Raw genomic sequence first — 23,611 nt, forward strand, 5'->3', positions numbered from 1 at the left:
CCATTCGAGACCGCGCTCTTTGGGTTCCCGTTCCGGAAATGCTAAAGGTCTGCGCCATGAGCCTTGCAAAGCCGGCCTTTCCCGCGCCTGACCACGATCACGGCCGCTGCACCGCGGATGCCTTGACGCATGCGGAAGCCGTTTGCGAGCAGCGCGCGCAGAAATTCACGCCGATCCGCCGCGAGGTGCTCAAGGCGCTGCTCTCCAGCCATCGACCGCTCGGCGCCTATGAGGTGATCGACGAGCTGGCCAAATCGATGCCGCGGCCGGCGCCGATCACGGTCTATCGTGCGCTCGAGTTCCTGATGGCCAATAGCCTTGTGCACCGGATCGAGAGTCGCAATGCCTATCTCGCCTGCGCTCACGACCATGACGCGACCTCGGCGGTCGCGTTCCTGATCTGCGAGCGCTGTGGCCTCGTCGGCGAGATTCCGGCGGCATCCGTCGCACAGGGTCTCAACCAGGCTGCCCGCGCCTCCGGTTTTGCCCCCAAACTGTCTGTGGTCGAGATCACGGGCACCTGCACCCATTGTCAGAAAGCTTCTTGATAACAACGGCGCCAAGCCGGTCCCGGGAAGACATGTCGATAGAACCAACAAGCACGTCCGCCGGCCGCCCCTTGAGCGGCGGCGCCATCGCCCTGATGCTCATGCTGTGCCTGACCTGGGGGTTCAACCAGATCGCGGTGAAGCTGGTCATCCCGGATATCCCGCCAGTGCTCCAGGCGACCATCCGCTCGATGGGCGCGCTACCGGTGGTGTTCATCATCGGCACCTTGCGCGGCGCAAAATTCTTCGAGCGCGACGGCACGCTGGCCGCAGGCCTCATCGCCGGGTTGATGTTCGGCGCCGAGTTCGTGCTGATCTATGAAGGCCTGCGCTTCACCCCGGCTTCCCGCGCCGTGGTTTTCCTCTACACCGCGCCGTTCTTCGTTGCGCTCGGCTCCTACCAGGTGCTGGGCGAGCGGCTCAGTGGTACGCAGTGGCTCGGGCTCGCCGTCAGCTTTGCCGGAGTGGCGCTTGCGATCGGCGTGCCGCAGCCCAACGTGGATTCACAGGTCCTGCTCGGCGACCTCATGATCGTCGGCGGCGCCGCGCTATGGGCCGGAACAACCCTGGTCGCCAAGTCGACACGGCTGCGCTTCGCCCCGCCGGAGAAGGCTATCGGTTACCAGGTCGCGGTGTCGATCCCGATTCTGGGCCTGGCCGCGTATCTCCTGGGCGAGACCATTCCCCATGCCCCGGGCCCGCTCTCGATCACGCTGATGGTGTTCCAGGCGGTCTGGGTGGTCGGAACCACGTTCACGCTTTGGTTCGCGCTGGTGAAGACCTATTCGGCCAGCAAATTGTCGGCTTTTACCTTCATCACCCCTTTGTTTGGCGTCGTCGCTAGCTATTTCATCCTGCATGACACCCTCAGCCTCACGTTCGGGGCAGCTGCTATCCTTGTAATTGCTGGGCTTTTTCTAGTTAACCGTCCCAGCCGAGACGCTGTGGCCCCGCGCGATGCATTGCTGAATGTCACCAAAACCTGATATTTGGACCCCATGAACAAGCCCGAAAACACCATCGATTCCGACATCGCGGGGCCCGCGCCGCGCCACAACACCACTCAGGTCAAGGTCGGCGACGTCGCCGTCGGCGGCGGCGCGCCGATCGTCGTGCAGTCGATGACCAACACCGACACGGCCGATATCGACGGCACCATCGCCCAGGTCGCAGCGCTGTCGCGCGCCGGTTCCGAGATGGTCCGCATCACCGTGGACCGCGAGGAGGCCGCCGCCGCCGTTCCGCACATCCGCGACGGCCTGCGCAAGCGCGGCATCACGACGCCCCTGATCGGCGACTTCCACTATATCGGCCACAAGCTGCTCGCCGACTATCCGGCCTGCGCGGAAGCGCTCGACAAGTACCGCATCAATCCCGGCAATGTCGGCTTCAAGGACAAGCGCGACACCCAGTTCGCCGACATCATCGAGATCGCCAACAAGCACGACAAGCCGGTGCGCATCGGCGCCAATTGGGGCTCGCTCGACCAGGAGCTCCTGTCCAAGCTGATGGACGAGAACGCGGCCTCGGCCAATCCGCGCGATGCCCGCGCCGTGATGCGCGAAGCCATGGTGCAGTCCGCGCTGCTCTCGGCGGCGCGCGCCGAAGAGCTCGGCATGCCCAAGAACCGCATCATCCTGTCGGCCAAGGTGTCGGCGGTGCAGGATCTGATCGCGGTCTATGAGGTCCTGGCGAGCCGTTCCGACTATGCCATCCATCTCGGCCTCACCGAGGCCGGCATGGGCACCAAGGGCATCGTCGCCTCGTCCGCTGCGCTCGGCATCCTGCTGCAGCAGGGCATCGGCGACACCATCCGCATCTCCCTGACGCCGGAGCCGGGCGGCGACCGCACCCGTGAGGTGCAGGTTGCACAGGAGCTCTTACAGACCATGGGCTTTCGCACCTTCGTGCCGCTGGTTGCGGCGTGCCCGGGTTGCGGCCGCACCACCTCGACCACGTTCCAGGAGCTGGCGCGCTCGATCCAGGATTTCATCCGCGACGAGATGCCGACCTGGAAGACCAAGTACCCCGGTGTCGAAGAGCTCAACGTCGCGGTCATGGGCTGCATCGTCAACGGCCCCGGCGAATCCAAGCATGCCAATATCGGCATCTCCTTGCCCGGCACCGGCGAAGCGCCGGCCGCCCCCGTCTTCGTCGACGGCAAGAAGTTCCGCACATTGCGCGGCCCCGGCATCGCCGCCGACTTCAAGGCGCTTGTGATTGACTACATCGACCAGCGTTACGGACAGGGCGCCAAGGTGCCGGAGACTGCGGCGGAGTAATCTTGCTCCGCTGTTTGTGGCGCGTATCTAGCCCGGATGGAGCGCAGCGAAATCCGGGGCCTCTCGCAAGCTGACACACTGCTCCCGGATTGCGCTTCGCTCCATCCGGGCTACGATGCCCTCAATCAACAATGATTGGGAGCAACACCCATGAGTTCGCTTACTGGCAAGCAGGGTCCGCGCTATCGCCACATGGCCGATGAAGGCGCGCCTTATGAGACCATCGCCGTCGAAAAACTCACGCCGATCATCGGCGCGGAAATATCAGGCGTCGACATCGGCAAGCTCATGTCCGACGATGCGCGCTCCAACCGGCAGATGGACGAGATCCATCGTGCATTGGCCGAAAACCTCGTCATCTTCTTCCGCGACCAACACATTACCCCAAAGCAGCATCTCGCCTTCGGCCGCAAGTTCGGCGAGCTGCATTTTCATCCCGCCGCGCCGCATGAGGACGAAGACCCGGCACTGATGAAGATCTATGCCGACAAGAACTCGCCGCGCGCCAATGGCGAGGGTTGGCATTCCGACGTGTCCTGCGATCTCGAGCCGCCGATGGGCTCGATCCTCTACATCAAGCAATGTCCGCCGCGCGGCGGCGACACGCTGTTCGCCAACATGTATGCAGCCTATGAGGCGCTGTCGGACCGCATGAAGGCCTATCTCGACGGCCTCACTGCGCTGCATGACGGCGAGCCGATCTATCGCGGGCTCTATGCGAACTACGGCGTTGCCGACAAGCAAACCTATCCGCATGCCGAGCACCCGGTTGTGCGCACGCATCCGGTGACGGGCAAGAAGGCCCTCTACGTCAACCGCGGCTTCACCCGCTCCATCAACGGCATTCCCCGCGACGAGAGCGACGCGATGCTCGCCTATCTCTACCAGCACGCCGAGAACCCGCTGTTCCAGTGCCGATTCCGCTGGACCGAGAACGCCATCGCCTTCTGGGACAACCGCTGCACCCAGCATCGCGCGATGTGGGACTACTGGCCCCACACGCGGTCGGGAACGCGCGTGACGGTGAGGGGCGAGCGGCCGGTGTAGCGCTTGCCGTTCGTGAGGGCCATCATTGCAGCGGTCGTTGCGTTGCTTCTTCCGCTGTTGCGCGCGCCGGTCGATATGAGCCATGCCGCGTCGGCGCGGAAGATCGTACGGGCGAAGCCTACGCCCAATCCCAAGCCAGCGCCCGAAAAATGCGAGCCGGCCAAATTCCGCATCGTCGTGGACGTCGGTCACACCGCCGAATCGCTCGGCGCGGACAGCGCGCGCAACGACCCCGAGTTCGCGTTCAACTTACGGCTTGCCAGGCTCATCGCGGAGAGACTGAAGTCGGAAGGTTTTGCCACGACGCGTCTGCTCGTGACGGACGGCAGGGCGAGGCCGAGCCTCTTCAAGCGCGTCAACGTCGCCAACGACTGGCGCGCCGATCTCTTCCTGTCGATTCACCATGACGCCGTGCCGGACAAATTTCTGGAGGAATGGGAGTTCGAAGGCGCAAGAAGCCATTTCAGTGACCGCTTTTCCGGCCATTCGCTGTTCGTCTCGCGGCAGAACCCGCGATACGCTGCGAGCCTGGCGTTCGCCCGCCTTCTCGGCAGGGAGTTGAAGGCCCAGGACCTGACGTACGCGCACCAGTACACCCTGCCGCTGATGGGGCGCTATCGCCACGAGTTGCTGGACAAGGATGTCGGCGTCTATCGCTTTGATCAGCTCGTCGTGCTCTCACGCACGAGAAGCGCCGCGGTGCTGCTGGAGGCCGGTTCCATCATCAATCGCGACGAGGAAATGGCGATGAACTCGCCGGAGCGGCAGCAGACGATTGCAGCGGCTGTGGTGGCGGCGACGAAGCAATTTTGCGAGCGGCGGTAGATTGCTCGCAATGACGAGATGGTGGGAACTGCTTGCCACACTCTCAGCCGTCATCGCCCGACTTGATCGGGCGATCCAGTACTCCGAGAGGTCCGTTATGAATCGATGAGCTGCGGCGCACTGGATTCCCCGCTTTCGCGGGGAATGACAGCGTTGACGCTGAAGCGCGTCCCGCCACAGCTAATCCCTCAGATATGGGTGGCGGCCTTGTCCGGGACGACAACGGAGATTGTCGCTACAGCGGCACCCGCTGAAACTCCCGGTTCGCGAGACTCGCTTCCTCGAGATCGAGATCGCGCTCGATCCGCCGCCTTGCTTCGTCGGTGATTTTGCCCTCGCGCAAGAGCTCGTGGATGAACCTGCGCTCTGCGGTGATCAGCTTACGCGTCAGCGTGGTGCCGGCGGCCGAGACGTCATCGCGGCTCGGGTCTAGCGACTCGGGAAGCTGGCTGGCGCGGATTTCGTGCCGGGCGCGCAGCAGGTGCACCACCTCGTCGGACAGCTCCTTCTCTTCGGCGAGCGTATCGAGCGACCTCAGGGCTGCATCGAGCGCCTGGCGCCGTGCGGCGATCTCGGCCTCATGCTCGGCGACGTGTTCGGAGCGGCCGGCTTCGGCCACGCCGAGCCATCGCACCACCTTGGGCAGGCCGAGGCCGACGCCGACCAGCGTGACGAAGATGACGCCGAAGGCGACGAACAGGATCAGGTCGCGATAGGGAAAGGCCTCGCCGCCCGGCAGCACGAAGGGCAGCGCCAGCGCGGCGGCGAGCGACACCGCACCGCGCACGCCGGTGAAGGCCAGCGTGAACACCCATTGCCAGGGCGGCGAGGGATCGCGCCGGCGCAGGCTCGGGCTCAATATCCGTGGCAGGTAGGTCGCGGGATAGAGCCAGGCAAAGCGCGCGATGACCACGATGGCCACGACCACGCCGGTCGCGATCAGGATCTCGTCGAGCGGAAACGCCTTCGACTGCTCGTAGAGTGCGCGCATCTGGAAGCCGGTGAGCAGGAACAGGATGCCCTCGATCAGGTAGATCACGAGATCCCAGAAGAAGATGCCCTGCAGGCGCGTCGCCGAGGAAATCCACAACGGTCCGTTCCAGCTCACATAGAGCCCGCAGGCGACGGTGGCGATCACGCCGCTTCCGCCGACATGCTCGGGCAGCCAGTAGGCGAGGTAGGGCGTGATCAGCGACAGCGTGATCTCGACCTGCGGGTCGCGGGCCCATTTGCGGGCGCGCAGGGAGAGCCAGCCGACCCCGATGCCGTAGGCGACCTCGCCGGCAATGATGAGGACAAACTCGCCGGTCGCAAGCGGCAACGAGAAGCTACCGGTCATGATCGCGGCGAGCGCGAAGCGATAGAGGATCAGCGCGGTGGCATCGTTGGCAAGCCCTTCGCCTTCGAGCACGACCAGGATGCGGCGCGGCATGTGCAGCTTGCGCGCGATCGCGAGCGGCGCCACCACGTCGGGCGGCGCGACGATGGCACCTAACAGAAAGCCGGTGGTCCAGGGCATGCCGATCAGGAAATGCGCGGCGGTTGCCACCATCGCCGCGGTGAAGATCACGCAGCCGACCGCGAGCAGCACGATCGGGCGCAAGTTCATTTTGAACTCGCGCCAGCTCATCGCGACGCTCGCCGAATAGATCAGCGGCGGCAACACCAGCAGCAGTACGAGTTCCGGCGGCAGCTCGACCCGCGGCATGCCCGGCACGAAAGCCAGACCCACACCGGCCAGCATCAACAGGATGGCGGGTGCGATGTTGAGGCGCCGCGCCACCAGCGCGGTGCCTGCGAGCACGCCGAGCAGGATGAGAAAGATCTGAAACCGCGCTTCCACCATTCTTTCACTTGGCCTGGAAGCACGCGCGAGGTCAATGCAGCCGGATCATCCCAGACGTTCAGTGACCATTCGCCCGATGGCGGCGAACACCGTATCGATCTGCGCGGCGTTCGGCGTGCCGCCCTGGGTGTACGCCGCAATCACGACGGGGGTATCGGGCTTCGGCCAGGCCACCACGATGTCGCCGGAAGCGTCCTTGCCGTTGTTGCCGGTCTTGTCGCCAATCCTCCAGGTTCCCGGCAAGCCGGCGCGCAGCCGTTTTGCACCGGTCTTGCAGTTCACCATCCAGTCGGTGAGCTCTGCGCGCGAGGCTGCGGACAGGGCTTCGCCCAGCACGAGACGGCGGAAATTGCCGGCCATGGCAGCGGGCGTGGTCGTGTCGTGCGGGTCGCCCGGCGGCGAACGGTTGAGCTCAGGCTCGTTGTGATCGAGCCGCGAGGTGGTGTCGCCGAGCGAGCGCCAGAACGCGGTGAGTGCCGCCGGTCCCCCGATCCGCGCCAGCAGGAGGTTGGCGCAGGTGTTGTCGCTGAGCTCGACGCTGGCCTTGCACATGTCGGCGACCGACATCGCGCCCTTCGACAGGTTCTCCTTCGCCACCGGCGCATAGTCGAGCAGGTCGGCCTGCCGATAGCCGATCATGGCCGCAAGCTGGTCCTCGCCGCGATCGACCCGCGCCAGCACGCAGGCTGCAAGCGAAGCCTTGAACGTCGAGCACATGACAAACCGCTCGTCGGCGCGCCAGGCGAGCTTTTTGCCGGAGCTGAGGTTCTCGGCATAGAAGCCAACCTTGCCGCCGCTCTCGCGTTCATAGGTTTGAAGCGCCGGCGGCGCCTCCTCGGCAAAGACGGGACGTGTGGCCAGCGCACACAGCGAGGCGACCAGCAAACGACGATTGAGCAGCATGGGAATCTTTCAGGCGAGTGTGGGCATTGCGGAGATGCCCGTGAGCGCAATCACGATGCATCCGCGACGGGTTTCATCGATAGCTCGGACAAATTTGTGACGCACAGTGGCGCCGCGAACTCCGCTACCCTCCCCCTTGCGGGCTATCGCGTTTGCGGATCGCGTTGGTTCGGCATGCCGCTGCCACAATCTCGTCATGCCCGGGCTTGTCCCGGGCATCCACGTACTTCGTGCTGCGGGAAAGGTCGTGGATGGCCGGGACAAGCCCGGCCATGACGATTTGGAAACTTCAGCGCGTAAGCGCCGACGTCATATGCGATAGCCCTGCCCTTGTGGGGGAGGGAGGGGAGGGGGTAGCCCAGGAAGGGGTGTATCCGTCGTGAGAGGACGGCACGTGCAGCGAGCGCTGGAGCCGAGTGTGGCCCCCCTCCTAGAGTAGAGGGAACGCAGCGCGCGATCTCTCCCAGCCGTCATTGCGAGGAGCGCAGCGACGAGGCAATCCAGACCGTCTCCGCGGAAAGAGTCTGGATTGCTTCGCTACGCTCGCAATGACGAAAATTGGGGAACGCTTTCGAGCGCGACGTCCAACGTCTTCGTGGCCGCCGTCCCTCAGTCTTTCAAATCATACCGATACGACTTCGACACGATCTGCCAGCCGCCGGCGAGCTTCATCGCCACGAGATAGTCGGTGAAGTAGCGAGGCGGCAGTTGGCATTTGACCTTGATGAAGGCGGTCTTGTCGTCCGAGCGGTCGATGGTGACGATGAAATCCTCGCGCGGCTTGCCTTCCGACTTTGCAGAGGCCCGCTTGCGTATCCAGGCGAGCCAGTCCGGCACCGTCAGGATCTTGAGCTCGCCCTTTTCCACCCAGCGCAGGTCGGCGGAGGGGTGGAACACCGCGCCGAGCTTGTCGGCGTCGCCTTCGTAGAGCGCGTCGAAATAGCCTTGTACCACGGCCTCGACACTCGAGCGGTCATACCCCATGCTTCTCTCCTTCCCTGGCACGTTGGCGCGACGGGAGAACGTAGGGCGGGCTTCGCGAATCCGCCAGCGATTTGGTCGCGAAAAGCTGATCGGCAGGGGCTGGCCGACCCGCTACAGTGTCACGCCGTATTCTGCGCTGGAGAAGGATCGTGACAAGCACGACAAGCCGTCGCCGCCTCGCCGGAAGATGTTACTGCGGCGCCGTGCAGTACGACGTCGCGGATGAATTCGTCTATGCGCTGAATTGTCATTGCTCGAACTGCCGCCGCACCACCGGCTCCGCCTTCAAGCCGTTCGCCGGGATCGAGCGGCACAAGTTCCGCGTGGTCACGGGCGAGGACGCGCGGCTGATCTATGGCGACGAGGCGGCAACTCACGACGCGCATTGCGCCCGCTGCGGCTCGCTGCTCTATTCCGTGGTGCGCGAGGGCCAATGGGTCCACGTCACCATGGGAACCCTGATCGACGATCCCTCGATCCGCCCGACCGCGCATATGTTCGTCGGCTCCAAGGCGCCCTGGTACGAGATCACGGACAATCTGCCGCAGCACCGCGGGCATGTCGGAGCGGGCTGAGCGACTCGCAAACGCTCCCGATCCTGCGAACCGCTACCCTTCTGGCGAGACTAACAAAAAGGTCTTTCCCCGCGAGCTGACGCACGGCCCGTCGTGATCTCCATCACAAGCTGTGACGTCCGTCACAAGCGCGCGGCGCGGATGTTGCTAGATAGGTCGGGAGGGTGTCGAATTCTCCCTTGAGCTGGAAGTTCGGTGATGCGCAGCCTGTTCAGATTTTGTCCGCTTCTCCTCGCGCTCGCGCTGCTGCTCGGCGCCGGGCCGGCCTTTGCCGCCAAGCGCGTCGCGCTGGTGCTCTCCAATTCCGCCTATCAGAATGCGCCGCAACTCGCGAACCCCGACAATGACGGGGCCGTCATCGCGAAGACGCTGAAGGAGGCCGGCTTCGATGTGGTCGACGCCCGCCACGACCTGCCGGCGCTGGAGACGCGCCGCGCGCTGCGCGAATTCGCCGATTCCGCGCGCGATGCCGATATCGCTGTCGTCTATTATGCCGGCCACGGCATCGAGGTCGACGGCGCGAACTATCTGATCCCCGTCGACGCCAAGCTCGAGCGCGATACCGACGTCTATGACGAAGCGCTGTCGCTCGATCGCGTCCTGGTCGCGATCGAGCCTGCCAAGCAGCTTCGTCTGGTGATCCTCGACGCCTGCCGCGACAATCCCTTCGGCAAGTCCATGAAACGCACGATCGCCTCGCGCGGCATCGGGCGCGGCCTCGCCCAGGTCGAGCCGACCAGCCCCAACACGCTGATTGCCTATTCGGCCAAGGCCGGCTCCACGGCGCAGGACGGCGACGGCGGCAACAGCCCGTTCACGATGGCGTTGTCGAAGCATCTGACGACGCCGGGGCTCGACGTCCGCCGCGCCTTCGGCTTCGTGCGCGACGACGTCTTGAAGACCACCAACAACAAGCAGGAGCCATTCGTCTATGGCTCGCTCGGCGGCGACGACGTACCGCTGGTGCCGGCCAAGGTCGCGGTGGTGGCGCCGGCCCAGCCCGCCGTCAATGCGCAGGCCGAGGTGCGGCGCGATTACGAGCTCGCGCTCCAGGTCGGCAACAAGGCGGCGTGGGATGCGTTCCTTGTCCAGCATCCGGACGGCTTCTATTCGAGCCTGGCAAAACTCCAGCTCGACAAGATCGCGGCCGAAGAGGTGCACGCGGCGGCAACCGCAAAGGCGAAGCAGGCGGAAGCCGAGCGCGATCGTCTTGCCGCGGCGGGCGCGCAGAAGGATGCCCAGGCCAGGGCCGAGGCCGATGCGAAAGCCGCCGAGCAGGCGCAGCTCACCGCCCAGAAGGTCAAGGAGCAGGCACAGCAGCAGGCGGCCGCCGCCGAGCAGCAGCGCGTCAATCTGGCGGCCGCGACGCCCGCTGTCTCGACCGCAAAGGCCAACAATACGCCCGGCACCAACGTTGCCGCGCTGACGCCGAGCGCACCAGCCGATCTGACCCGCTCGGTGCAGACCGAACTCGGCCGCGTCGGCTGCTTCTCAGGGCAAGCCGACGGCAACTGGAACACGGCGTCGCAGCGCTCGCTGTCGCAGTTCAACCGCTATGCCGGCACCAAGCTCGACGTGAAGGTCGCAAGCACCGATGCGCTCGACGCGGTCAAGGCCAAGCCGTCACGGGTCTGCCCGCTGGTCTGCGATCGCGGCTACAAGTCGGATGGCGACAAGTGCACCAAGATCGTCTGCGGCGACGGCTATGTGCTGAACGACGACAATGAATGCGAGAAGAAGCGCGCCAAGCAGCCCGCGAGCACTGCCAAGCGCGACGACGGCCAGCAGCAGGATCGCCCGGCAAAACCGCGTCCGCAGGCCGGCGCCGCCGCGACGGCAGCCGGAGGCCGCGCTTCCGGAGGCAGCGGTCAGATCTATTGCAACGACCTCATCTGCCGCCCGGTCAAGCGCGGCTGTCATCTCGGATATCGCGGCGGCGGCGGCTATGGCGCCGACCCCAACCCCGAGATCTGCGACTAGCGAAAGCTTGTTGCCGCAGCCTACGTCGCGATCGCGCTTGCCGCGATGTTTACCGTCAGCGCGAGCAGCGCGGTGTTGTAGATGAACGAGACGATGCCGTGCGCAGTCGCGGTGCGGCGGATGGTCTTGTCGGTGATGCCGACGTCGGAGACCTGCGCAGTCATGCCGATCACGAAGGAAAAATAGACGAAGTCCCAGTAGTCGGCGTGGTCATCCTTGTCGCCGCTCGGAAATTGCAGGCCGCCCGGCTTGGTGTGGCGGTAATAGTCATGGGCGTAGTGCAGCGCGAAGGTCGTGTGCACCGCCGCCCACGAAAGTCCGATCGTGGCAATCGCGAGCGAAAGCTCGCCGACGCCGCGATGGGTGCCGAGCTCGGCGACGATGGCAGCGATGCTCGCGAATGCGCCGACCGCCGTTACCAGCAGGATGACGAAACGACCGTCGTCCTGCATGACGGCGGCCCGGCGGATGTGGCTGTGGTCCTGGTTCAGCATCATGCTGTAGACCAGCATGAGATAGACCGTGATCAGCGCGTCCCAGCCAAGCAACAGCCGCGTCACCGGCCGGAACGAGCCCGGCAGCAGCAGAGCAACCAGAATGCCCGCGGTTAGCGCGATGAAGGTCCTCGGCCGCGCATAAACCACGCGCACCGGCCGCGACATCTTCCGGAAGCGGACGAGGACGGGATCTTCTTTGCCGCCGTCCGTCATCGTTCGATCAGTTCTTCCGCTCGGCCACGAACCGCGCGGCAGCCTGCAGCACCGCGGCGCGATCACCGAAGATCGAGACGGCGGCGTCTGCGCGCGCGAGCAGGTCACGCACGCGCTGCTTGGCGCCTTCGATGCCGAGCTGGGTGACGAAGGTGGTCTTGCCGAGCGCCGCGTCCTGGCCGGACGGCTTGCCGAGCGCTGCCGCATCGCCCTCGACGTCGAGCAAATCGTCGGCGATCTGGAACGCTTCGCCGAGCGCGCGGCCGTAATCGTCGAGCGCTTGATACTCCTTGTGTGAGGCCTGGCCGAGGATCGCGCCGGCGATGCAGCCATAGCGCAGCAGCGCGCCGGTCTTCATCTGCTGGATCCGCGCGACGTCGACCGGTTCGCGATCGCCGAAGCGTCCTTCACCGGCGAGATCGAGCATCTGCCCGCCGACCATGCCGCCGATGCCGGCGCAGCGCGCCAGCGCGCGCGTCAACAAGAGCCGGACATTGGCGTCGCGATGGATCTCGTCGCGGGTCACGACGTCGAAGGCGAGCGTCAAGAGGCCGTCGCCGGCGAGGATCGCGGTGGCGTCGTCGGTCTGCTTGTGCAGCGTCGGGCGACCGCGGCGCAGGTCGGAATTGTCCATCGACGGCAGATCGTCATGGATCAGCGAATAGCAGTGGATGCATTCGAGCGCGGCACCCACGAGCAGTGCAGCCTCGCGCGGCACGCCGAACACCGCGGCGCTCTCGACCACCAGGAACGGCCGCAAGCGCTTGCCCCCGCCGAGGCTCGAATAGCGCATGGCGTCCATCAGCCGCTTGGGGCGCGCGATCTCGTCTGGCAGGATGCCGTCCGACAACAGCTTGGCCAGCAGGGCCTCGGTATCGTCAGCGGTCTTGTCCAGGCGGTTGGCGAAATCGGACGGGGTCGTGCCGGTCATCAAGAAAGGCTCCAGAACTAAAATTCGGCCGGACAATCCTTTATGCAGGCGCTTCCGTCAATCACTTGGAACGCCTTAAAACTGCTGGAAAAGGCCCGAATTATCACAGGCTTAATCGCTGGGGCCGTTCATCACTTTCATTTTGGCGCAGGACAAGGTCGATTTTTCGCATCGTCAAAACCCTGGCTCTGGTGCTGACCGCCGTGGCGCTCCTGCCCTACGTAATCGCGCCCTTCTACCGCACCGGCCACCCGGTTTCGACATTGATGGCCTGGCGCAGTCTGCGTGGCGCACCGATGCAGCGGCAATGGATCGATCTTTCGGCGATGTCGCCCTATTTGCCGCGCGCGGTGGTCGCCGCCGAAGATGCCCATTTCTGCAAGCATCACGGCATCGACTGGGGCGCGCTGCGCGAGGCGATCGACGACGCGCAGGAGGACGGAACTCCGTTCCGCGGCGCCTCCACCATCACCCAGCAGGTGGCCAAGAACCTGTTCCTCTGGCAGGGACGGGACCCCGTCCGGAAAGTGCTGGAGTTTCCGTTGGCGCTGTGGATCGATTTCGTGCTGCCCAAGCCGCGGATTCTGGAGATTTACCTCAATATCGCCGAGCTCGGGCCGCAGGGGCAGTTCGGCGTCGAAGCAGGCAGCACCTATGCCTTCGGCAAGTCCGCCGCCAGCCTCTCGCCCCGCGAGGCAGGACTTCTGGCCTCGATTCTGCCGAACCCGGTCAAGCGCAGTGCCCGCACCCCGGGACCGGGGGTGCGGCGACTGGCGGTGACCTATATGGCGCGGGCGCAGGCCGTTTCGACATGTTGGCGGGAAAATCGCGGATTTTGAGCCCATTTCGGGCGCTTTTTCCGGCCCAAAACCCTAGCTTTACGAACAGCCTTCCTCTATAAGCCCGGCCTTGATCGGCATTCAGCTCGCCCCGTTTGCGGGTGCTGAGCCGTCCGGAAGGCTGGACGATGCCCCGAACACCAATCCCTAGAGGATATTGATAATGGCCGTTCCGAGAAGAAAAACCTCGCCGTCGCGCCGTGGCATGCGCCGCTCGGCTGACGCGCTGAAGAAGCCGACCTATGTCGAGGACAAGGATTCCGGCGAACTCCGCCGTCCGCACCATCTCGACCTCAAGACCGGCATGTACAAGGGCCGGCAGGTCCTGAAGAAGAAAGAGTCCTGAGGCCGGCGTATCGACAGGCGGGGGCGTTTCGCCTGCCTGGATTCGGCCAATCAGTGAGTTAAGACGGTGACGGCGGCGGAGCAAACGCTTCGCCGCCGCATTGTCCTGCCCGGATGTCACGATCAGGAAGGCGCACACGCGATGGTCGGTTTCCCGCTGCTTCTCATTCCGCTCGCGGTCTACAACATCATCGTTTTCCTGATGCCCACCGTGTCCTTCACGGATGTGCTGTTCAAGGTGCCGATGATCACGGGCGAGCTGTGGCCGGTCACGCTAGGCGATCTCCTGCTCGCGCTCGGAATTGTGCTGCTGCTCCTCGAGGTCGTGAAGGGTGCGCGGCCCGGCGCAAAGTTCCTGATGGACCATCTGCTGTCGCTGATCGTGTTCGGCGCGGCCGTGGCCGAATTCGTGATGTGGCCCAAATTCGGCAACTCCATCTATTTCCTGCTGGTGCTGCTCGCGATGGCCGATTTCATCGGCGGCGTCGCCCAGCGCACGCGTCGTCGCGCCTATGTCACCGAGGCCGCACCGGCACCGCGCAAGGCGCGCCGTCAGGTCGAGGAGCAGGCGGATGAACCGGTCGTCGAGCCGCGCATGACGCCTGCGCCACAGCCCGCGCCGGTCGCGCCTCCTGCACCTACACCATCCGCGCAGTCCGTCGCCGAATCCGTGCTGATGGATCACCCCGCGCCAAAAACTCCGCAAGCCGCGCCTTCGCCGGAAATCGCTTCGCCGCATCTCCAGCCGAGCAACGGCACGCCGGCCTCGCCCGATACGCCGCAGCGCTGACTGAGATTGGGTCCTCTGTAACCGCTTGGTCGGTACGCGCCTCTCCCGCTTGCGGGGAGGGCTGGGGTGGGGGTGTTTCCGCAATGAACATTCCCGATGGGGCGAGAGCCCCCACCCGGCGCTTCGCGCCGACCTCCCCCGCAAGCAGGAGAGGTGCAGCGAGTCCGGGGCTTCGATCGAGAAACTAACCGACGCTTCTCACGCCACCTGGCGCGTCCTGGCGCTTACGGTGCCCAGGGGGTGCTTAAGTCCATAGGCCATGTTCGCGTCGGCAGGGCTCGCCCGGCGCAGCCGGCTTGTCTGCGGCACGTGCTCGGCATTGGCAATGAGCTGGGTGACGAAGCTCGGGTCCGGGCGCGGCAGCACCACCACCTTGTGGGCCCATTCAAGCGTCGGGGTGAGCGGGACCAGGGCGGTCCCAGTGCCGCCTTCCGCTTCCCCTGCTCGATCCGTACTCACCATCGCAAACACCGTTGATCCGGCTCAAATCCGGCGAGACTGTCGCGTTTCGGGACGCGGGTCGCCGTGCGTGTGAGGTACTCGCAAGGTCTATGCCGGCCAGGCCGTTCCGGTTCCGGAGCAGCTTCGAAACGTGGTTTCCAAATTGTTTATGAACTTTGCCTAGGGTCAAAGCCGAATCTCGCACTATCCTCAGGTTGCGAGACCGTCTCCGCTGTCCCGAAACGAGGCACCCTTGACCGCTGCCCTGCCGCAAGCCTCCGACATCCTGGCCTCCCTCGGCGAGGCCGTCTTCATCTGGGATATCGCGAGCGATGCAATTCAGTGGGGCGAGCAGGTCGGTTCCGTCTTCCCCGGCATCCCGGCCGAGCGGCTGGCGACCGGCGCGGAATTCGCCCGCCTGATCGAGCCGTCGCAATCGCTGCGCATGGCCGCGCTGGCCCAGTTGCCGGCCGTGCACGGCTCCGACGGCACGCCATACCGGGCCGAATATGGCGTGCGCATGAGCGCCTCCGATCCCGTGGTCTGGATCGAGGAGACCGGCCGTTGGTTCGCAGGTCCCGATGGCCGGCCGGTCCGTGCGATCGGCGCCGTCCGCATCAACAATGAGCGCCACGCCCGCGACGAGGAGCTTGCAAAGCTCGCCCGGCTCGATCCCCTGACCGGCGAGCTCAACCGCACCCATCTGATCGCGGCGCTCGCGGAGGCGATCGAAGAGTCTACGCGTTTCCGCTCGGCATCGGCCTTCATGCTGGTCGGCATTGATCATCTCGCCCGTGTCAACGACGCCTTCGGCTTCGACGTTGCGGACGCCGTGATCCTCGACGTGGCAAAACGCATTCGCGCGCGGCTTCGCGGCGGCGATGTGCTCGGGCGCTTCTCGGGCAACAAGTTCGGCCTGATCCTGAAGAACTGCACCGTGGACGACATGAACGTCGCCGCCGAACGCTTCCTCGCCGGTATCCGCGACGAAGTGGTGCCGACCAAATCGGGCCCGGTCTCGGTCACCGCCTCGATCGGTGCGGTCAGCGTTCCCCGCTATGCCCGCAATACCGATGAAGCGATCAACCGCGCGCACGAGACGCTCGACGCCGCAAAACGCCGCCGCGCCGGCTCGCTCGGCACCTGGCGTCCGAATGCGGAGCGCGACGCGCAGCGCCGCGTCAACATCCGCGTCACCGACGAGATCGTCACCGCGCTGAACGATCGCCGCATCGTGCTCGCCTATGAGCCGGTGGTCTCGGCCGCGACGCGCGACGGCGCATTCTACGAATGTCTGGTGCGGATGGAGCAGGGCGACGGGCGGACGCTGCTCGCGCCCGACATCGTGCCGGTGGCCGAGCGGCTCGGCCTCATCCGCCTTGTCGACCACCGGGTGCTCGAGCTCGTCGTCGCCGAGCTTGCCGCTTGCCCCGAGGTCAGGCTCAGCCTCAATATCTCGCCGGATACCACCATGGATCCCGACTGGTGGGCGTCGATCGAATCGCTGATGCAGGCCCATCCGGGCGTTGCCGAGCGGCTGATCGTCGAAATCACTGAGACGGTGGCGATCCAGGACATCGACGACGTTCGCGCCTTCGTCGGCCGTCTCAAGCATTTCGGCAGCCGCATCGCCATCGATGATTTCGGCGCCGGCTACACCTCGTTCCGGAATCTGCGCAAGCTCGGCGTCGACATCGTCAAGATCGACGGCGCTTTCGTGCAGAACATGACCCGTTCCGCGGACGACCGCGCCTTCGTGCAGACCCTGATCGACCTCGCCCGCCGCCTCGACATCAAGACGGTCGCAGAATGGGTGCAGGACGAGGACGCAGCAAACATGCTGCGCGACTGGGGCTGCGACTACATCCAGGGCCGCCTGATCGGCCTCGCCTCAGCCGAACGGCGGTGGGGCACGCCGCAAGACAGCGTGGTGCCCGCGGCGGGGTAGGAATCGTAGGGTGGGCAAAGCGAAGCGTGCCCCCACCACTTCTGTCGCAATGGTGGAGGGATGGTGGGCACGGCGCAAGCGCGCCTTTGCCCACCCTACGATTTTTGGTGCGGGTTAGCGAAGCAGTCCAGACGGACGCCTCACGCCACTTGCCGTATCGCACTCAGCCTTTCGATCACGCGCCCGACTTCCGCGGCCGGGCATGGCTTGCCGAAATAAAATCCCTGCACGGCGGTGCAGCCGCATTCGCGGACGAAGTCGAGCTGGTCGGAGGTCTCGACGCCTTCCGCCGTGGTCTCGACGCCGAGCACCGAGCCGAGGCTGGCGATGGTGCGGACGATGGCGACGCTTTCCGGACATTCGCCGAGCGTGCCGACGAAGGAGCGGTCGATCTTGATGCGGTCGAATGGAAACTTGCGCAAATAGCTGAGCGAGGAATAGCCGACGCCGAAATCATCGAGGCTGACGCGCACGCCGAGCGAACGGAGCTGATGCAGGATCTCGATCGTGGCCTCGCTGTCGTCGAGCAGCGCCGTCTCGGTGACCTCGAGCTCGAGCCGGTGCGGCGCAAGGCCGGCCTCGGCGAGTGCGCTCGTGATCATGGCGACGAGACCGCGCGCGCGGAATTGCACCGGTGACAGGTTCACCGCGATGCTCATGTCCGGCCAGCTTGCCGCCGTCGCGCACGCCGTGCGCAAGACCCATTCGCCGATGGGAACGATCAGCCCGGTCTCCTCCGCGATCGGAATGAACTCCGCCGGCGAGACCATGCCGCGCGAAGGATGTCTCCAGCGCAGCAGCGCCTCGAAGCCGGTCAATTCGGACGTGTCGAGGCGAACCTGCGGCTGGAACGTCAGATGAAATTCGTGCCCCTCGAGCGCACCGCGCAAGTCCGCCTCCAGCGCGTGCCGCGCGCGGGCCTCTTCCTCCATCGCGGGCTCGAAGATCTGACAGGCGCCGCGCCCCTTGGCCTTCGCGCCATAGAGTGCGAGGTCGGCGCATTTCATCAGCTCGTCCGCGTCGAGCCCGTGATCGGGCGCGACTGCGATGCCGATGCTGACGCCGACATGGATAGACTGGTTTTCGAGGGGCGGGGGGCGGCCGATGATCTCGATCAGGCGGCGCGCCAGCTTTTCGGCCGCTTCCGGCTGCGGCCCGCGCTGGATCAGCGCGAATTCGTCACCGCCGAGTCGCGCCACGGTGGCGTGCTCGCCCGCCTGCTCCTTCAGCTGCGCCGCGACCCAGCGCAGCAGCCGGTCGCCGGCGGCGTGTCCCAGCCGATCGTTGACGGTCTTGAAATTGTCGAGGTCGAGGCACAGCACGGCCATCGCGCCGCCGGCGGTCGCCACCTCGCTCAGGCCCTCGCCCATCTTCTCGCGGAACAGCACGCGGTTGGGCAAGTCGGTCAGCGAATCGTGCCGCGCCATATGCGCGACGCGGGCCTGCGTCTTGTGGCGCTCGGTGACGTCCTCGTAGGTAACAACCCAGCCGCCACGCGACATCCGGGAGTGGTTGAGCTTGATGATGCGACCGTCGCTCAAATGGCGGTGCAGCGTATGGGCGCCCTCGCGCAGCCGCTCGATATAGTCGGCATAGAGTGCGGCTGCCGTCGTGTTCGGATTGATGCCGAGCGCGCAGCTATGCTCCATGATCTCGCGCATGGAGACGCCGGGCTTCACGATCTCGGGCGACAGGCCGAACATCTCGATGTAACGGGTATTGCAGACGATGACCCGCAGATGGCTGTCGAGCATGCACAGCCCCTGACTCATGTTGTTCAGCGCCGCGTCGAACCGGCGGTACTGCTCGCTGAGCTCCTCGACCGCGCGTTCGCGCTCGGTGATGTCCTCGTAGGTTGCGACGAAGCCGCCCTCGGGTAGCGCGCAGTAGCGCACCGAGACGACGGTGTCGTTGGCCATGCTCCGCCGCATCGACGAGTCGTCGCGGCTCGCGATGCGTGCGCGGGCGGCTTCCAGGATCTGCTGCGGACTGTACTCGGATGCGAAGGCACCATTCGCCATCGACCGCTCGATCAGTTCGGCGAGATGCGTGCCCGGCCTGGTCTCCTCGAGCGACAGCCGGTAGATCTCGCGGTAGCGGTTGTTGCAGACCTTGAGCCGCATGTCGCCGTCGTAGAAGGCGAGCCCGTGCGCCATGTTCTCAAGAGCCGCGTCGAGCATGAAATTCTGCTGCTTCAACGCCTCCTCGTACCGCAGCCGCTCGGTGACGTCTTCGTGCACCGTCACCCAGCCGCCGTCGGGCAGGAAGCGCGATATCGCCTGCACCATTCGACCGTCGTAGCGCATCACGAGCACGGCATCCGAGTTCTTGGCGCGCACATCGTTCATCCGCCTGTCGTGGAATTTCTCCGCGGACATGCCGGGCAGATTGCCGCGCGAGGCCCAGTGCGCGATCACGGCGCTGTGCGACACGCCGGGCTTCACGATGTCGGGGTCGAGGTTGTAGAGGCGAAGAAACTGCTCGTTGCAGACGACCACGCTGCCTTGCGCGTCGTACATGATGAGACCGTGCGACATGTTGGTGAGCGCATGCTGGCTGCGCTCGGTCTGCATGCGCAGCTCTGCCTCGAGCCGGTCGAGGCGGGTGACGTCGTCGCAGATCGTCATCCAGCCGCCCTCGGGGAGCGGCTTCAGATCGAGCGCCAGGACAAGGCCACTGGAGAGCCGCTGCTCCGTCCGGAAGCGCTTGCCGTTCGCGATCTGCGCGACGCGCTCCCGATAGAGCTTGTCGATCTCGCTCGTTGGAAAGTTGCCGCGCGAAGCACTGTGAGCCAGCACCTCGCGATAGCTCGTCCCGGGGCGCACTACCTCGGGCGACATGTCGAAGAGGTCGACATAGCGGCGGTTGAACAGCACGATCCGGTTGTCGGAATCGTAGACGCAGACACCCTGCTCCATGCGATCGAGCGCAAGCTGGCTGAGCGCGAGCAAGGCTTCAGGCCCATGCTGGACGCTCGCGCGCGGCTCTGTCTTGCTGGGCGTCGTCATCGGCAAGGGCGCTTCGTCAGTCGCGGGACAATGAACGGGCGTAATCGGCGAGGCGGAGCTTAAGCGGCCATCCGGGAAGATTGTCTTAAACGCTTTAGTTTACGGACCGTGACCGCGGATGCGGATTCTGCAACTGATCGTTGGGAAAATGACTGTGTCCGGCGAGAAGATGTATCCGCGATCTGGGATGTGAGTGGGATGAGCGGCGCGATTGCCTGCACTCTTGATGACGAGATCGAGGCACGCGCGTGCCCTACTCTCGGTGTCATCGTCCGACTTGATCGGGCGATCCAGTACTCCGAGACGTTCGTTATGAAACGATAAGCCGCGGCGTACTGGATTCCCCGCCTTCGCGGGGAATGACGGCGGTGGAAAGGGAGGCGTGGCTCGCGCACTGGCCGGGAGTATGGCTTTCGCCAGGACGACCTCGGGGCGGTGTCAGTGCAGCGGTGGACAGCGTGCTCGTTGCGCCCGGGACACGCGCGACAGAGGAGCCTACTCCTCCTTTTTCGACATCCGCTCGAGGCGCTCCTGCATGTCCTTCATCTGCTGACGCAGCTCGTCGATGTTGTCGCTCTTCGGCGCCTCGCCGTTGGCTTCGGGCTCAGGCTCCGGCGTGGCGGAGCGCTGTGGGGTCGCGAACGGCTTGAACATCGAGAAGGTCTGCTGGAACAGCTCCATGTTGCGGCGGACCTGCTCCTCCAGCGGCGCAAAGGGTGTGCCGGACAGGGTGTTGGCGAGTTGCTTGCGGAATTTCTCCTGCTCCTGGGTCAGCGTCGCGAGCGACTGCTCCAGATATTTCGGCACCACCATCTGCATGCTGTCGCCGTAGAAGCGGATCAGCTGGCGCAGGAAGGTGGTGGGCAGGAGGTTCTGGCCGGCCTTGTTCTCCTGCTCGAAGATGATCTGGGCGAGTACCGAGCGGGTGATGTCGTCGCCGGTCTTGGCGTCATAAACCAAGAAATCCTCGCCTTCCTTCACCATGGCCGCGAGGTCTTCCAGCGTCACATAGGTGCTCGTTCCGGTGTTATAGAGCCGGCGGTTAGCGTATTTTTTGATTGTGGTGGGTTGGTCTGATTTCGCCATGGGCTCTCACTTGCAAACGCTGAGAACGGGAACCCGGCGGGCTATGCCGCAGGGCGGGAAGAGTACGCAACGCAACAAAATAAGCATTTTCAAAGGGCTCACGCTACCGTTTTGTGCGCCACGGTTAATTGCAGAGCAAAAACTTGCTTGCGAAATCGACAGATGCGCTATTCTGAGTGCGCTGCGGTATGAATCTGCCCCTCGGCCGATTGACATGCCGCAACGACATTAACAGGATGCTGGGTGAGACTGGCGAGCCTTTTCTGATCGCCTGCCTGCCCCCATTTCAAAGAACCTCAAGCCCCAGGAGATGCCCATGTCAGACGATGTCGTCATCGTCAGCGCCGCCCGCACCGCGGTCGGAAGCTTCAACGGAGCCTTCGCGACCCTTCCCGCCCACGACCTCGGCGCCATTGCCATCAAGGCAGCGCTGGAGCGCGGTGGCATCGAGCCCGGCAGGGTCTCCGAGGTCATCATGGGCCAGATTCTGACCGCTGGACAGGGCCAGAACCCGGCCCGCCAGGCCTCGATCGCGGCCGGCATCCCCGTGGATAGCCCGGCCTGGGGCGTCAACCAACTCTGCGGTTCGGGTCTGCGCTCGGTCGCGCTCGGCTATCAGGCGCTGGTCAACGGCGATTCCGACATCGTGGTCGCCGGTGGGCAGGAGTCCATGAGCATGGCCCAGCACGCCCAGCACCTGCGCGGTGGCGTCAAGATGGGTGCCCTCGAATTCGTTGACACCATGATCAAGGACGGCCTGTGGGATGCCTTCAACGGCTACCACATGGGCAACACCGCCGAGAACGTGGCCAAGCAATTTCAGATCACCCGCGCCCAGCAGGACGAGTTCGCGGTCGCTTCGCAGAACAAGGCGGAGGCTGCGCAGAAGGCCGGCAAGTTCAAGGACGAAATCGTTCCGGTCACCATCAAGACCCGCAAGGGCGACGTGGTGGTCGATACCGACGAATATCCGCGCCATGGCGCAACCCTCGATGCGATGGGCAAGCTGCGGCCGGCCTTCGAGAAGGACGGCACGGTGACGGCCGGCAACGCATCCGGCATCAATGACGGCGCCGCTGCCGTCGTGCTGATGACCGCGAAGCAGGCGGCCAAGGAAGGCAAGAAGCCGATCGCCCGGATCGTCTCCTGGGCGCATGCCGGCGTCGATCCGAAGATCATGGGCACCGGCCCGATCCCGGCCTCGCGTTTGGCGCTGAAGAAGGCCGGCTGGAACGTCGGCGATCTCGATCTGATCGAGGCCAACGAAGCCTTCGCGGCGCAGGCCTGCGCCGTCAACAAGGACCTCGGCTGGGATACCTCGAAGGTCAACGTCAACGGCGGCGCGATCGCGATCGGTCACCCGATCGGTGCCTCCGGCGCACGCGTGCTGGTGACGCTGCTGCACGAGATGCAGAAGCGCGATTCGAAGAAGGGCCTCGCCACGCTGTGCATCGGCGGCGGCATGGGCATCGCGATGTGCATTGCTCGCGATTAAAATGTAACGCGTGCGTTGCACGCGACTAAAAAGGCGGCGGTTGCAACTCAAATATTCTTCGCAACCGCGTAAGCCTCGACTAAAGACATGCGCCCGGCTCACCGCCGGGCGTTTTGTTCTTGATGTCCGTCAATCCACCCGCATAATCCGTCAGTAAAAACGATCACTCAAATCTCTAGAAGCGCCCAAGGAAACGTCGAGGGAAGGAATACAATATGGCACGTGTTGCATTGGTCACGGGTGGTACGCGCGGCATCGGTGCTGCGATCAGCAAGGCGCTGAAGGCGGCCGGCTACAAGGTCGCGGCGAGCTATGCCGGCAATGACGCGGCGGCGGAGAAGTTCAAGGCCGAGACCGGGATCAACGTCTACAAATGGGACGTCAGTTCCTTCGACGGCTGCGCCGAGGGCGTGAAGAAGGTCGAAGCCGAGGTCGGCCCGGTCGACGTGCTCGTCAACAATGCCGGCATCACCAAGGACGGCGCGTTCCACAAGATGAGCGTCGAGCAATGGAACGCCGTGATCGGCACCAATCTCGGCTCGCTGTTCAACATGTCGCGCCAGGTGATCGAGGGCATGCGCGCGCGCAAGTTCGGCCGCATCATCAACATCTCCTCGATCAACGGCCAGAAGGGCCAGTTCGGCCAGGTGAACTATTCCGCCGCAAAGGCCGGCGAGATCGGCTTCACCAAGGCGCTCGCGCTGGAGAACGCCAAGGGCGGCGTCACCGTGAATGCGATCTGCCCGGGCTACATCAACACCGAGATGGTGCAGGCGGTGCCGAAGGACGTGCTGGAGAAGGCAATCCTGCCGCTGATCCCGATCGGCCGTCTTGGCGAGCCCGAGGAGATCGCCCGCGCGGTGGTGTTCCTCGCAGCCGATGAGGCCGGCGCCATCACCGGCTCGACACTGTCGGTCAATGGCGGCCAGTACATGGTGTGATGCGTAAGCATCACGCCCCATCATATCGGTGACATCGTGATGCCCGGGCTTGTCCCGGGCATCCACCCATGCACTGTCATTCCGGGT

Annotated in this window: 21 protein-coding genes; 13 read left to right on the forward strand and 8 right to left on the reverse strand. The window is 64.8% G+C overall.

Features of this window, described 5'->3' with window-relative positions; translation table 11 throughout:
• Positions 1 to 56 precede the first annotated feature (56 nt).
• From SO139_RS01885 to SO139_RS01905, 5 genes are all read left to right on the forward strand, one after another.
• A complete protein-coding gene (locus tag SO139_RS01885; RefSeq protein ID WP_449382605.1) occupies positions 57 to 548 on the forward strand; it encodes a Fur family transcriptional regulator in 492 nt (163 codons plus the stop codon).
• A gap of 32 nt (positions 549 to 580) precedes the next feature.
• On the forward strand, positions 581 to 1,534 hold the full coding sequence (locus tag SO139_RS01890; RefSeq protein WP_449382604.1) for a DMT family transporter: 954 nt from the start codon (positions 581 to 583) through the stop codon (positions 1,532 to 1,534).
• Between the two features lie 12 nt (positions 1,535 to 1,546).
• Entirely contained in the window at positions 1,547 to 2,830 is a 1,284-nt protein-coding gene (ispG, locus tag SO139_RS01895; protein WP_027524016.1) for a flavodoxin-dependent (E)-4-hydroxy-3-methylbut-2-enyl-diphosphate synthase, read from the forward strand.
• Positions 2,831 to 2,980: 150 nt separating this feature from the next.
• Complete coding sequence (locus tag SO139_RS01900) at positions 2,981 to 3,877, forward strand: TauD/TfdA dioxygenase family protein (RefSeq protein WP_449382603.1); 897 nt, start codon at positions 2,981 to 2,983, stop codon at positions 3,875 to 3,877.
• Positions 3,878 to 3,952: 75 nt separating this feature from the next.
• On the forward strand, positions 3,953 to 4,702 hold the full coding sequence (locus SO139_RS01905; protein ID WP_449382636.1) for an N-acetylmuramoyl-L-alanine amidase: 750 nt from the start codon (positions 3,953 to 3,955) through the stop codon (positions 4,700 to 4,702).
• Positions 4,703 to 4,937: 235 nt separating this feature from the next.
• On the opposite strand, the gene SO139_RS01910 is transcribed toward SO139_RS01905, so the two are convergent.
• The 3 genes from SO139_RS01910 to SO139_RS01920 form a co-directional block, all read right to left on the reverse strand.
• Entirely contained in the window at positions 4,938 to 6,545 is a 1,608-nt protein-coding gene (locus SO139_RS01910) for a Na+/H+ antiporter (RefSeq protein ID WP_449382602.1), read from the reverse strand.
• Positions 6,546 to 6,593: 48 nt separating this feature from the next.
• Positions 6,594 to 7,451 (reverse strand): class A beta-lactamase, encoded by an 858-nt coding sequence (gene bla / locus SO139_RS01915; protein WP_449382601.1) that lies wholly within the window; start codon positions 7,449 to 7,451, stop codon positions 6,594 to 6,596.
• A gap of 609 nt (positions 7,452 to 8,060) precedes the next feature.
• Positions 8,061 to 8,435, reverse strand: coding sequence for a nuclear transport factor 2 family protein (locus SO139_RS01920; protein ID WP_449382676.1), 375 nt, complete (start codon positions 8,433 to 8,435; stop codon positions 8,061 to 8,063).
• Positions 8,436 to 8,584: 149 nt separating this feature from the next.
• Here SO139_RS01920 and SO139_RS01925 point away from each other — a divergent pair, with 149 nt between their 5' ends.
• Positions 8,585 to 9,010, forward strand: coding sequence for a GFA family protein (locus tag SO139_RS01925; protein ID WP_449382675.1), 426 nt, complete (start codon positions 8,585 to 8,587; stop codon positions 9,008 to 9,010).
• Between the two features lie 198 nt (positions 9,011 to 9,208).
• Positions 9,209 to 10,990 (forward strand): caspase family protein, encoded by a 1,782-nt coding sequence (locus SO139_RS01930; RefSeq protein WP_449382674.1) that lies wholly within the window; start codon positions 9,209 to 9,211, stop codon positions 10,988 to 10,990.
• A gap of 20 nt (positions 10,991 to 11,010) precedes the next feature.
• On the opposite strand, the gene SO139_RS01935 is transcribed toward SO139_RS01930, so the two are convergent.
• Together SO139_RS01935 and SO139_RS01940 are read right to left on the reverse strand one after the other, a co-directional pair.
• Complete coding sequence (locus SO139_RS01935) at positions 11,011 to 11,700, reverse strand: DUF1345 domain-containing protein (protein ID WP_449382673.1); 690 nt, start codon at positions 11,698 to 11,700, stop codon at positions 11,011 to 11,013.
• A gap of 7 nt (positions 11,701 to 11,707) precedes the next feature.
• On the reverse strand, positions 11,708 to 12,631 hold the full coding sequence (locus SO139_RS01940) for a polyprenyl synthetase family protein (protein ID WP_449382672.1): 924 nt from the start codon (positions 12,629 to 12,631) through the stop codon (positions 11,708 to 11,710).
• A 161-nt stretch (positions 12,632 to 12,792) separates the two neighbouring features.
• On the opposite strand from SO139_RS01940, the gene mtgA reads away from it, so the two are divergent.
• From mtgA to SO139_RS01955, 3 genes are all read left to right on the forward strand, one after another.
• The gene (gene mtgA, locus SO139_RS01945; RefSeq protein ID WP_449382679.1) at positions 12,793 to 13,470 is read left to right on the forward strand and encodes a monofunctional biosynthetic peptidoglycan transglycosylase; all 678 of its coding nucleotides are present in this window, start codon (positions 12,793 to 12,795) and stop codon (positions 13,468 to 13,470) included.
• 163 nt (positions 13,471 to 13,633) lie between these two features.
• Positions 13,634 to 13,816: a 50S ribosomal protein L32 gene (gene rpmF / locus SO139_RS01950; protein WP_024509484.1), complete on the forward strand. Its 183-nt coding sequence runs from the start codon at positions 13,634 to 13,636 to the stop codon at positions 13,814 to 13,816.
• A gap of 141 nt (positions 13,817 to 13,957) precedes the next feature.
• On the forward strand, positions 13,958 to 14,605 hold the full coding sequence (locus SO139_RS01955; protein WP_449382671.1) for a hypothetical protein: 648 nt from the start codon (positions 13,958 to 13,960) through the stop codon (positions 14,603 to 14,605).
• A gap of 198 nt (positions 14,606 to 14,803) precedes the next feature.
• On the opposite strand, the gene SO139_RS01960 is transcribed toward SO139_RS01955, so the two are convergent.
• Entirely contained in the window at positions 14,804 to 15,067 is a 264-nt protein-coding gene (locus SO139_RS01960; RefSeq protein ID WP_449382678.1) for a hypothetical protein, read from the reverse strand.
• 232 nt (positions 15,068 to 15,299) lie between these two features.
• On the opposite strand from SO139_RS01960, the gene SO139_RS01965 reads away from it, so the two are divergent.
• Positions 15,300 to 16,994, forward strand: coding sequence for an EAL domain-containing protein (locus SO139_RS01965; RefSeq protein WP_449382670.1), 1,695 nt, complete (start codon positions 15,300 to 15,302; stop codon positions 16,992 to 16,994).
• A 140-nt stretch (positions 16,995 to 17,134) separates the two neighbouring features.
• On the opposite strand, the gene SO139_RS01970 is transcribed toward SO139_RS01965, so the two are convergent.
• Positions 17,135 to 20,002, reverse strand: coding sequence for a PAS-domain containing protein (locus SO139_RS01970; protein WP_449382669.1), 2,868 nt, complete (start codon positions 20,000 to 20,002; stop codon positions 17,135 to 17,137).
• A gap of 495 nt (positions 20,003 to 20,497) precedes the next feature.
• The gene (gene phaR, locus SO139_RS01975) at positions 20,498 to 21,088 is read right to left on the reverse strand and encodes a polyhydroxyalkanoate synthesis repressor PhaR (RefSeq protein WP_027524034.1); all 591 of its coding nucleotides are present in this window, start codon (positions 21,086 to 21,088) and stop codon (positions 20,498 to 20,500) included.
• Positions 21,089 to 21,404: 316 nt separating this feature from the next.
• On the opposite strand from phaR, the gene SO139_RS01980 reads away from it, so the two are divergent.
• Both SO139_RS01980 and phbB read left to right on the forward strand, forming a co-directional pair.
• Positions 21,405 to 22,583: an acetyl-CoA C-acetyltransferase gene (locus SO139_RS01980; RefSeq protein WP_449382668.1), complete on the forward strand. Its 1,179-nt coding sequence runs from the start codon at positions 21,405 to 21,407 to the stop codon at positions 22,581 to 22,583.
• Positions 22,584 to 22,798: 215 nt separating this feature from the next.
• Complete coding sequence (gene phbB, locus SO139_RS01985) at positions 22,799 to 23,524, forward strand: acetoacetyl-CoA reductase (RefSeq protein ID WP_027524036.1); 726 nt, start codon at positions 22,799 to 22,801, stop codon at positions 23,522 to 23,524.
• The last annotated feature ends 87 nt before the right edge of the window (positions 23,525 to 23,611 follow it).

It is taken from the genome of Bradyrhizobium sp. UFLA05-89, from assembly GCF_059803475.1.

Excerpts from the sequence above, each read along its gene's own strand:
- SO139_RS01885 (WP_449382605.1), top strand. The coding sequence starts at position 57 with ATGAGCCTTGCAAAGCCGGCCTTTCCCGCGCCTGACCACGATCACGGC.
- SO139_RS01890 (WP_449382604.1), top strand. The coding sequence starts at position 581 with ATGTCGATAGAACCAACAAGCACGTCCGCCGGCCGCCCCTTGAGCGGC.
- ispG (WP_027524016.1), top strand. The coding sequence starts at position 1,547 with ATGAACAAGCCCGAAAACACCATCGATTCCGACATCGCGGGGCCCGCG.
- SO139_RS01900 (WP_449382603.1), top strand. The coding sequence starts at position 2,981 with ATGAGTTCGCTTACTGGCAAGCAGGGTCCGCGCTATCGCCACATGGCC.
- SO139_RS01905 (WP_449382636.1), top strand. The coding sequence starts at position 3,953 with ATGAGCCATGCCGCGTCGGCGCGGAAGATCGTACGGGCGAAGCCTACG.
- bla (WP_449382601.1), bottom strand. The coding sequence starts at position 7,451 with ATGCTGCTCAATCGTCGTTTGCTGGTCGCCTCGCTGTGTGCGCTGGCC.
- SO139_RS01920 (WP_449382676.1), bottom strand. The coding sequence starts at position 8,435 with ATGGGGTATGACCGCTCGAGTGTCGAGGCCGTGGTACAAGGCTATTTC.
- SO139_RS01930 (WP_449382674.1), top strand. The coding sequence starts at position 9,209 with ATGCGCAGCCTGTTCAGATTTTGTCCGCTTCTCCTCGCGCTCGCGCTG.
- SO139_RS01935 (WP_449382673.1), bottom strand. The coding sequence starts at position 11,700 with ATGACGGACGGCGGCAAAGAAGATCCCGTCCTCGTCCGCTTCCGGAAG.
- SO139_RS01940 (WP_449382672.1), bottom strand. The coding sequence starts at position 12,631 with ATGACCGGCACGACCCCGTCCGATTTCGCCAACCGCCTGGACAAGACC.
- rpmF (WP_024509484.1), top strand. The coding sequence starts at position 13,634 with ATGGCCGTTCCGAGAAGAAAAACCTCGCCGTCGCGCCGTGGCATGCGC.
- SO139_RS01955 (WP_449382671.1), top strand. The coding sequence starts at position 13,958 with ATGGTCGGTTTCCCGCTGCTTCTCATTCCGCTCGCGGTCTACAACATC.
- SO139_RS01960 (WP_449382678.1), bottom strand. The coding sequence starts at position 15,067 with ATGGTGAGTACGGATCGAGCAGGGGAAGCGGAAGGCGGCACTGGGACC.
- SO139_RS01970 (WP_449382669.1), bottom strand. The coding sequence starts at position 20,002 with ATGACGACGCCCAGCAAGACAGAGCCGCGCGCGAGCGTCCAGCATGGG.
- phaR (WP_027524034.1), bottom strand. The coding sequence starts at position 21,088 with ATGGCGAAATCAGACCAACCCACCACAATCAAAAAATACGCTAACCGC.
- SO139_RS01980 (WP_449382668.1), top strand. The coding sequence starts at position 21,405 with ATGTCAGACGATGTCGTCATCGTCAGCGCCGCCCGCACCGCGGTCGGA.
- phbB (WP_027524036.1), top strand. The coding sequence starts at position 22,799 with ATGGCACGTGTTGCATTGGTCACGGGTGGTACGCGCGGCATCGGTGCT.